This window comes from Rhodococcus sp. BS-15 (assembly GCF_000813105.1).
Lineage (GTDB): Bacteria > Actinomycetota > Actinomycetes > Mycobacteriales > Mycobacteriaceae > Rhodococcoides.
Genome location: NZ_BAOX01000209.1, coordinates 1 through 8891 on the forward strand (window position 1 = coordinate 1; position 8891 = coordinate 8891).

An 8891-nucleotide genomic window follows, 5' to 3' on the forward strand; every position below is an offset into this window, starting at 1 on the left:
CAGCCGTCGCGCAGCAGGACCGGCCACAAGCCAGCGCAGCCGCTGACCCAGCCCGTGCGCACGCCCAAGTCCGGTCCCCTCGGTCCGCAGGAGATGGCGACCTCTGCCGTCATGAGCAGCTTCACCGTCGCGTTGACGGTGATCGGTGTGTTGGTACCGATGGCGACGATCCTTCAGGTCGTCGCAGCGATTCCCATGTCGGTGGTCGCGCTCCGGTATCGGACTCGTGCACTGGTCACCTCTGCGGTCGCCGGCACCCTCGTCGGATTTGTCGCGGCAGGTACCCAGACCGCCATCAGTGTTGCCAGCGCTGCCCTTCTGGGCGGCCTGGTCGGGCGGGCGAAGCGCAAGAAGCAAGGACTGTTCGGCGTTCTCGTCACTTCGACGGTCGTCGGGCCGGCGCTCGGCGCATTGACCGTGCTGATGCTGCTCGTTCTCGTTCCGCTGCGCGAGCTGTTCCTCGAGACTCTCCGCAACACCTTCGAGGGCATTTCTCGACTGCTCGAGCGCACATCGGCACTGCAAGGCGTTGCCGACGTGATCCGCACCGGCTCCACGACCGTGCTCGACAACTGGTGGTGGTGGGTAGGCGGGTCGATCGCCTTCGGCATCGTCACCGGAACGCTGTTCGCGTGGCTCATCCTCACCGCGATCCTCGACCGCCTCTCCACCATTCCCACCCCCGAACCTCTGGCTCGAGCGCCGACGACGAGATCGGGCCGCTACCGGTGACACTCACCGCAGTCGGATTCCGCTACCAGGGAAGCACGACGTCCGCGTTGACCGGCGTCGACCTCCGCATCGAAACCGGTGAATTCGTGGCGATCGTCGGCCACAACGGTTCCGGCAAATCGAGCTGACGCGGATCCTCGCCGGTCTCGATCCGTCGGAGGGAACTGTGGACAGGCCCGGCTCGACCGGTCTTGGACGGTACGGCGGTACGGCGGTGGTGCTGCAGCGCCCCGAAAGTCAGATCCTCGGCACCCGCGTCGCCGACGACGTGGTGTGGGGATTGCCACCCGGCGATTCGCGCCCCGACGTCGAAGCCCTGCTCGACGAGGTCGGACTCGGCGGCATGGGAGCGCGCGACACCGCCTCCCTGTCCGGTGGCGAAATGCAGCGACTCGCCGTCGCCGCAGCACTTGCTCGCCGCCCTGCGCTTCTCATCGCCGACGAGGCAACCGCGATGATCGACGCCTCCGGGCGCGAACATCTGGTCTCGCTCCTCGCCGAACTGCCTCGCAGGCACGAGATGTCGGTCGTGCTGGTCACCCACCATGTCTCCGAGACCGTCGCAGCAGATCGCGTCGTACATCTGCACGAGGGCTATCAGGTGCAGCACGACACGACGTGGATGCACGCTCGAACGGAGAATCCTGCTGCTCTGCACGACAATTCGAGTGAACGTCTCCTCGAACTGAGCGGCGTCGAGCACACGTACAACCGCCGCACCCCGTGGGCGCAGGCAGCCTGAACGGCGTCGACATCACCGTCAAACGCGGTGAGGGTGTGCTGGTTCTCGGTGGCAACGGTTCGGGCAAATCCACTCTCGCCTGGATCATGGCCGGCCTCACCGGCCCGACCAATGGCACCGCCCGGCTCGGCGGCAAGGCGATGACCTCACGCGTCGGCGATGTCGGGCTCGCGTTTCAGCACTCTCGCCTGCAGTTGCAGCGGCGTACCGTCTCCGAGGACATCGCTGCCGCTGCCGGTCCCGAAACAGGTTCTGCCACAGTATCGTCCGCGATGGATGCCGTCGGCCTGGACAGGTCGTTGGCCGCTCGCGACATCGATTCGCTCAGTGGTGGTCAGATGCGACGCGTGGTGCTGGCCGGACTGATTGCGCGTCGGCCTCGCATGCTGGTTCTCGACGAACCGCTGGCCGGGCTCGACCCTCCCGGACGCGACGACATCATCGGCGTTCTCGCCGGACTGCGCGATCGCGGCGTCGCCATCGTCGTCATCTCGCACGACGTGGACGGCATGGACACCGTCTGCAGCCGCACCATCACGATGGCCGACGGCCACATCGTCTCCGATTCGATCCTGGGGAGCGTGCACTCGTGACCACCGTCGTACTGCGTCAGGTCCCGCGATTCTCACCGATCCACCGTCTGTGGGCCGGCACCAAACTCGTCGCCGTGCTGCTGCTGAGCATCACTCTCGTGGTGGCACCGACGTGGCCCGCCCTGGGAATCGTGTTCGCGCTGTTGGTCATCGCCGCGATCATCGCGCATGTCCCGATCACCGCACTGCCGCGTCCGCCGTGGTGGATCTGGGCCTTGTTCGGCGTCGGGGCCCTGATCAACCTGCCGATCGGCGGCGCGGCAGTGCTGGTGTATCTGCGCGCAACGCTGTTCATCTTCGTCCTGCTCGGCGCATCGATGATGATCGGCTGGACCACCTCGATGAGCGACATCGCCCCTGCGGTCTCCAAACTGGGCACGCCGCTGAAGAAGCTGAAGTTGCCCGTCGACGAGTGGGCGATCGCCGTGGCCCTGAGCCTGCGGTCGCTTCCGTTGCTGATCGAAGAGATGCGCACCCTCAACGCTGCCCGACGCCTGCGCCCCAAGCCGGTCGTCAACAGCGCGTCGGACAATTCTCTGGTCGACATCGTGACGACGGTGATGTCGGTTGCCATCAGACGGGCCGACGAAATGGGTGGGGCCATCACCGCGCGCGGAGGCACCGGAATGATCACCGCCACCGAAGCGCGTTTCAAGGCCTCCGACGCGGTGACGCTGACCGTGGTGACTCTGGCCTGCGCCGCTGCCATCACGATCAGCTTCCTGTGGAGCTGACCTACTCGCCCGCGAGACGTTCGGTGCGCGAGTTCAACGCCTTGACGAACACGTCCGGGATGTCTCGCGGATCCTCGGCGACATAGCTCGTTCCGCCGGTTACAGCCGAGATCTGTTGCAGCGCAACCGGATCTGCATCACCGGTGACGCCGACGGTGATGATCACGATGGGGCGCACCGGATCCTGCTCCTGCTGCAGCGACGCCAGTAGCTGGTCGAGGGAGATGCTGCCCTCGTCTTCGTTGGCTCCGTCGGTCAGGATGATGACGCTGTTGACGTAGTTGGGGTCGTATCCCTCCTTGACCCTTCGAAACGCAGCCAACGTGGTGTCGTAGAGCCCGGTTCCGCCCCCGACGAGAGCCGGGAGGCCTCGGATCGAATCGAGAATGGCGTCGCGCTGCGACTTTCCGTTGAACGTACCGTCGGCCTTACCCATCGGCACCAGCTCGCGGTAGTCCTGCTTTCCACCGCCGAGTCCGATCGAGAACGCCCACAACCCCATCTGCGTCTGATCGCTGAAGAGCGAGTTGGCACCTATCGACGCGTCGACGGTCAGCGCGATACGCGTGGAGTCACCCGATTTCGCGGCCATCGAACCCGACACGTCCTCGACGACGAGGGTGCGCAGCGGTAGCGCGAGCACGGCCCAATCCCGCAGCGTCGTTTCGATGGACAGCGGGTTCTTGATCTCGAGCGACGCGACGGACCCGACGCCTCGGCCGTCGGGAAGTGGTGTGCCACTCGATGTCCGGAAGCCTGCTGTGACCAGGGTGTCGGCAGCCGACGCGGTGGCGAGAACCGAGCCCAAGGCAGCTCCGGCCTGCTTGACGCGGTCGTACTCGGGGCCGGCAGGTGCGGTCACGGCGAGCGGGTAATTGAGGAAGTAGCTGCCGGTCGGCGGAACCGACTCCGCCAGAGCCGATCCCGGATTGTCGGCCTCGTACGCGAGCAGTGCCTGTTCGGTGGCCACACTGGTACCACCGTCCGCAGCCACCTGGGCCACCAGATCGGGGGTGTCGTGTGGGGCATCCGCGATCCGCCCGAAGTCCTGAGCCATGGGCACCAGTGCGGCCGACACGGCCTTGGCGTCGGAGATCGCCACCTCGGATTCGGCCAGCGCACCGAGGATCGCGGCATTCGAGGCGCTGCTGGTCAGTGGATCACCGATGCGTTGATCGGGAAGCTGCAGCACGCTGAGCCAGGTATCGGTCACCGGCACGGCATCGGACTTCGAAACCAGGACCGGCAGTGTGTTCGCGACGGAGGTCTTGGCCAGCTCGGGTAGCGCTCCGGTCGAGCGGAGGGTCTTGAGCAGCCACAGCGTCGAATCCGGGATCCACAGGTCCGGGCGATTTTCGGCACCCGCGATCTCCGTCGCCGTATCGGTGGGACGTTCTGCTCGCACCTCGAAGTTCACGCAACCGCGCTCGACCTCGCCTGCCTGCGCGAGAATCTGCTGCACCGGCTCGGCGATGGAGGTGTCCACCGCGAGCGAGACCGTGTCGAGGGAATCGCAGGAGTTCGCACCGGATGCGCGCACCGCTTGCACTCCGAAGAATCCACCGACCACGACGACGACGGCCACCAGGGCGACCACCGCCCAGATGACGGCCGACCCGGACCTGCGCGCACTACCGCTGTGACGTCCCGACATCTATGCAAACCCCCTGCTCGGCACCCGTTGCGCTCACACGACGAGAGCAACCGTACGCACACTCGTCAAGTGACGCGACGCACAGCATAGTAGCCTTCTCAACGACCGGAGCGGCTTCTGAGCGCATTGACGAACACGTTGGGGATCTCCGCAGGATTTCGTGCGACGAAGCTCGTACCGCCCGTCGCGGCCGAAATCTGTTGCAGCACACCGGCATCTGCATCATCGGTGATGCCGATGGTGACGATGACGACCGGCTTGGACGGGTCCTGCTCGGCGCGCAGAGTCGACAGCAGCTCGTCGAGCGAGATGCTGTCGGGGTCCTCGTTGGTGCCGTCGGTGAGGATGATGACGCTGTTCACGGCATCGGGGTCGTAGCCCTGCTGCACGGTACGGAACGCGGCCAACGTGGTGTCGTACAACCCGGTACCCCCGCCGACCAGGGACGGAAGGCTGCGGATCTGCTGCAGCAGCACCTCGCGCTGACTGGTGTCGCCGACCTGTTCGTCCATTCGCCGAATCGGTGCCAACTCTCGGTAGTCCTGAGAGTCGCCACCGAGTCCGATCGAGAACGCCCACAATCCCATCGACGCGTTGTCGGGGAACAGCCGGTTTCCGGTCTCACTGGCCTGCACCGTCATGGCGATACGTGAATTCGCCCCGGCGCTGTAGTTCATCGATCCGGAGACATCCTCCATCACGAGAGTCCGCGACGGAAGCGCCAACACCTGGTACTCCCGCAGCGTCGACTCGGCGGCCTGCTGATCGGCAATCGTCAGGGGCGTGACATCCCCGATGCCACGATCGGAATCGAGAGGGGCCATGTCCGCGGACCGAAACCCGGCCTCGGACAGAGCCTGCTGCCCCTGTTCGGATTCGATGGCCGTGGCCAGTGCCGTCCCGACGGACTTCGCGGTCTCGTGTCGATCGCCTGCGGGTTCGGTCACCGCCAGCGGAAAGTTCAGAAAGATGGTGCCCGTCGGCGGCACCGTCGCGCCCAGTTCGACGCTCTTCTCCTGCTGGTAGGCCAGGAAGGCCTGCTCGGAGACCACCGCGACACCTCCGTCGGCGACGAGATCGTCGAGTCGCACCGTCGGATCGGCCTCACCGCGCGTGGCGGCCTGAGCCTGAGCGATGGGAACGAGCGCCGCCGAGACCGCGTCGAGGGCGGTCTCGTCCGATCCTGCTTCTGCGACCGCGCCCAGGATGGCCGCGTCGGATGTGGTGTTGGCCAACGGGTTACCGATGCGCAGACCCTCGAGCTTCAATGCGGTGAGCCAGGTGTCGAAGAACGGCACTTCGTCCTTGCGGGCAGCGAGCACAGCCGGGCTGCCTGCCACCGACTGACTGGCCAGGTCGATCAACGACGCTGTGGACCGCACGGTCTTACCGATCCACAGTGACGAATCCGGAACCCACAGCGAGGGAACATCGTCGCCTTTGGCCACCGCGGCCGAGACCTGACCCGACTCGGTGGCGATGACCTCGACACCGGCACAACCCAGGTCCTCGGCGGAGGTGTTGTCGACGATCTGCTGCAGCACCGGCGCGATCGCCGGATCCGCGGCCAGAGAGTAGGACTGCGTGTCGCCGCAGGCGGACCCGAAGGCCTTCAGCGCGAAAAACGCGCCGCCGCCGACCACGAGCAGCAGAACTACGGCGACGACGCCGTACTTGGCGATTCCTCGGCTGCTCGAGGTGGACGACGGGGCACTGTGTCTACCTGGCATGGCGCGCTCCTACTTCATCGGTCGTTCCACAGGCTCCACTTCTGCCCCGTCAGCCGTAGATCTTGACGAACGTCTTCAGCGAGTTCTCGATATCGCCCTTGAGAGCGCGCGCGACGCCGGAGCCGATCGGACCGAACAGTGGTGCACCGCCGAGATTGACGTCGATGGTGATCTCGGAGCCGTCACCCTTTGATGTCACGGTCAGGTTCAGGCCGATCTTGACGCCGCCCTTGCCGTTGCCCTTGAGCTCGAGCTTCTTGGGCGGATCGTAGGACTCGATCTTCCAGGACACCCGGTTGCGCATGCCCTTCACGCTGGCGATGGAGTCCAGGGTGGTGCCGACGGCCAGTTGGTCAGGCAGCTCACCGCGCCACGCTTCGTGGATGGAGAGCCACTGCTCGTAGCCGGACAGATCGGACGCGTGCGCCCACGTCTGCTCGGGGGTCAGTGGGACGTCGAGGGAAACCTTCAGCTTGGCCACAGCAGGGATGGTAACCGCTGAACGAAAAATGTCCGTGTGAGGCCTTGCTCACACGGACATTCTCGGTGAAGCCTGCTAGCGACTAGTGAGCGCTGGCCTTCTCCGCACCGATACCGGTGAGGGAGCGAACCTCCATCTCGGCCTGCTTGTCGGTGTTCTCGGTGTCCTTCGAGATCAGGGTTCCGACGATGCCGAGGATGAATGCCAGCGGGATCGACACGATGCCCGGGTTGGACAGCGGGAACCAGGCGAAGTCCGAGCCGGGAACCATCGACGTCGGCGATCCGGAGACAGCCGGGGAGAAGATGATCAGCACGATCGTGGAGATCAGGCCTCCGTACATGCTGAACAGTGCGCCGGTGGTGGTGAATCGACGCCAGAACAGCGAGTACAGGATGGTCGGCAGGTTCGCGGCCGCAGCAACGGCGAACGCGAGTGCCACCAGGAACGCGATGTTCTGACCGTTGGCGAGGATGCCGAGGCCGATTGCCAGCAGACCGATGACGACGGCCGTGATGCGCGAGACCTTGACCTGCTTCTTGTCGTCCACCTTGCCCTTCTTGATGACGCTCGCGTAGATGTCGTGAGCGAACGACGCCGAGGCGGTGATCGTCAAGCCGGCGACCACGGCGAGGATGGTCGCGAAGGCGACCGCCGAGATGACACCGAGCAGGATCACGCCGCCGAGCTCGAAGGCCAACAGCGGAGCCGCGGAGTTCTGACCGCCGGCCGAGGCCAGGATGCGGTCGGGTCCGACGATCGCTGCGGCACCGTAGCCGAGCACGAGGGTGAACAGGTAGAACGCACCGATGAGCGCGATGGCCCACACGACGCTACGACGAGCTTCCTTGGCGGTAGGCACCGTGTAGAAGCGCATCAGCACGTGCGGAAGACCTGCAGTGCCGAGCACGAGTGCGATACCGAGCGAGAGGAAGTTGATCTTCGAGGTGGCGCTGCCGCCGTACTGTGCACCCGGTGCGATGACGTCACGCGCTGCGACCGGATCACTTGCCGATCCGGCGACCATGGCCTGAGCACTACCGAGCAGCTCGGAGAAGTTCAGGCCGAACTTCGCGAGCACCAGCACGGTCATGAACGCGGCACCGGTGATCAGTAGAACGGCCTTGATGATCTGAACCCATGTGGTGCCCTTCATGCCGCCGATGAGCACGTACGCGATCATCAGCACACCGACGACCGCGATGACGATGGACTGCCCGGTGCGGTCTGAGATGTCGAGCAACAGTGCGACGAGTCCGCCTGCGCCTGCCATCTGAGCGAGCAGGTAGAACAGCGACACGGTCAAGGTGGACAACGCGGCCGCGGTACGAACCGGGCCCTGCTTGAGCCGGAAGCTCAGCACGTCCGCCATGGTGAATTTGCCGGTGTTCCTGAGCAATTCAGCGACCAGGAGCAGGGCGACGAGCCAGGCCACCAGGAAGCCGATGGAGTACAGGAAGCCGTCGTAGCCGTAGACGGCGATGGCACCGGCGATACCGAGAAAGCTTGCTGCGGAGAGATAGTCGCCGGCAATGGCGACGCCGTTCTGCGGCCCGGAGAATCCGCCGCCTGCGGTGAAGAACTCAGCGGAGGTCGCGTTCTTCTTCGAGGCGCGAATCACGACGGCCATCGTGATGAGGACGAACGCACCGAAGATGGCGATGTTGACGAGTGGCTCACCGACGGTGGTGTCGGCGGCCTGGGCAAGTGTCATCACGACTTGGCTCCCTGGGAAGATTCCATCTCGGCGCGCAGGGCTGCGGCGCGAGGATCGAGTTCACGGTTGGCGAACCTCACGTAGATGCCGGTGATGGCGAATGTCGTGACGAACTGGCCGAGGCCGAGCAGCAGGCCGACATTGATGTTGCCCCACACCTTGGTGGCCATGAAGTCGACCGCGTAGGTGCTCAGCAGCACGTAGATGACGTACCAGACCAGGAAGAACCCGGCCATCGGGAACACGAAACTACGCAGACGACGCCGGAGTTCCTGGAACTCTGGACTGGCCTGCATGTCGACGAACGCTTGCGCGTCCGGTGGCGAACTGGTTTCCGATGCGGTCACCTTGGACTCCTGAAGTAGATGTGAGCTGTAGCTGACTCGGAACATTAGTGAGAGTCAGGTCACAAAATCAGGAGGTGGTGTCGATCACACGATGGGCTGCGGGAGTGTGCGACGAGCGGTCGAGAATGGCAGTTGAGCGGCGGCGGGAGTGGAGCCTGCGG

General features: G+C 65.0%; 10 protein-coding genes. 5 read left to right on the forward strand and 5 right to left on the reverse strand.

The window, feature by feature from the left end; genetic code table 11:
* The 5 genes from RHBS_RS31880 to RHBS_RS19655 form a co-directional block, all read left to right on the forward strand.
* A partial coding sequence (locus RHBS_RS31880) for a DUF2232 domain-containing protein (protein WP_306303557.1) occupies window positions 1–732 on the forward strand: 732 nt, incomplete at its 5' end.
* Window positions 729–860: an ATP-binding cassette domain-containing protein gene (locus tag RHBS_RS31885; RefSeq protein WP_306303558.1), complete on the forward strand. Its 132-nt coding sequence runs from the start codon at window positions 729–731 to the stop codon at window positions 858–860. The genes RHBS_RS31880 and RHBS_RS31885, both read left to right, overlap by 4 nt.
* Before the next feature lie 38 nt (window positions 861–898).
* The gene (locus RHBS_RS31890; RefSeq protein ID WP_306303559.1) at window positions 899–1474 is read left to right on the forward strand and encodes an ATP-binding cassette domain-containing protein; all 576 of its coding nucleotides are present in this window, start codon (window positions 899–901) and stop codon (window positions 1472–1474) included.
* Window positions 1456–2067, forward strand: coding sequence for an ABC transporter ATP-binding protein (locus tag RHBS_RS31895; protein ID WP_306303560.1), 612 nt, complete (start codon window positions 1456–1458; stop codon window positions 2065–2067). The genes RHBS_RS31890 and RHBS_RS31895 overlap by 19 nt, the downstream gene beginning before the upstream one ends.
* Complete coding sequence (locus RHBS_RS19655; protein ID WP_128646267.1) at window positions 2064–2801, forward strand: energy-coupling factor transporter transmembrane protein EcfT; 738 nt, start codon at window positions 2064–2066, stop codon at window positions 2799–2801. The genes RHBS_RS31895 and RHBS_RS19655 overlap by 4 nt, the downstream gene beginning before the upstream one ends.
* Window position 2802: 1 nt before the next feature.
* Here RHBS_RS19655 and RHBS_RS19660 read toward each other — a convergent pair whose 3' ends face one another.
* The 5 genes from RHBS_RS19660 to RHBS_RS19680 form a co-directional block, all read right to left on the reverse strand.
* Window positions 2803–4455 carry a VWA domain-containing protein gene (locus RHBS_RS19660; protein WP_128646268.1) on the reverse strand — a complete coding sequence of 551 codons (1653 nt, stop codon included), beginning with the start codon at window positions 4453–4455 and terminating at the stop codon, window positions 2803–2805.
* A 98-nt stretch (window positions 4456–4553) separates the two neighbouring features.
* Window positions 4554–6185, reverse strand: a complete 1632-nt coding sequence (locus RHBS_RS19665; RefSeq protein WP_128646269.1) for a substrate-binding and VWA domain-containing protein — start codon at window positions 6183–6185, stop codon at window positions 4554–4556.
* 49 nt (window positions 6186–6234) lie between these two features.
* On the reverse strand, window positions 6235–6666 hold the full coding sequence (locus tag RHBS_RS19670; RefSeq protein ID WP_128646270.1) for an SRPBCC family protein: 432 nt from the start codon (window positions 6664–6666) through the stop codon (window positions 6235–6237).
* An 82-nt stretch (window positions 6667–6748) separates the two neighbouring features.
* Window positions 6749–8380, reverse strand: a complete 1632-nt coding sequence (locus RHBS_RS19675) for a cation acetate symporter (protein ID WP_128646271.1) — start codon at window positions 8378–8380, stop codon at window positions 6749–6751.
* A complete protein-coding gene (locus RHBS_RS19680) occupies window positions 8380–8679 on the reverse strand; it encodes a DUF485 domain-containing protein (RefSeq protein ID WP_128646272.1) in 300 nt (99 codons plus the stop codon). The genes RHBS_RS19675 and RHBS_RS19680 overlap by 1 nt, the downstream gene beginning before the upstream one ends.
* Window positions 8680–8891: the final 212 nt, after the last annotated feature.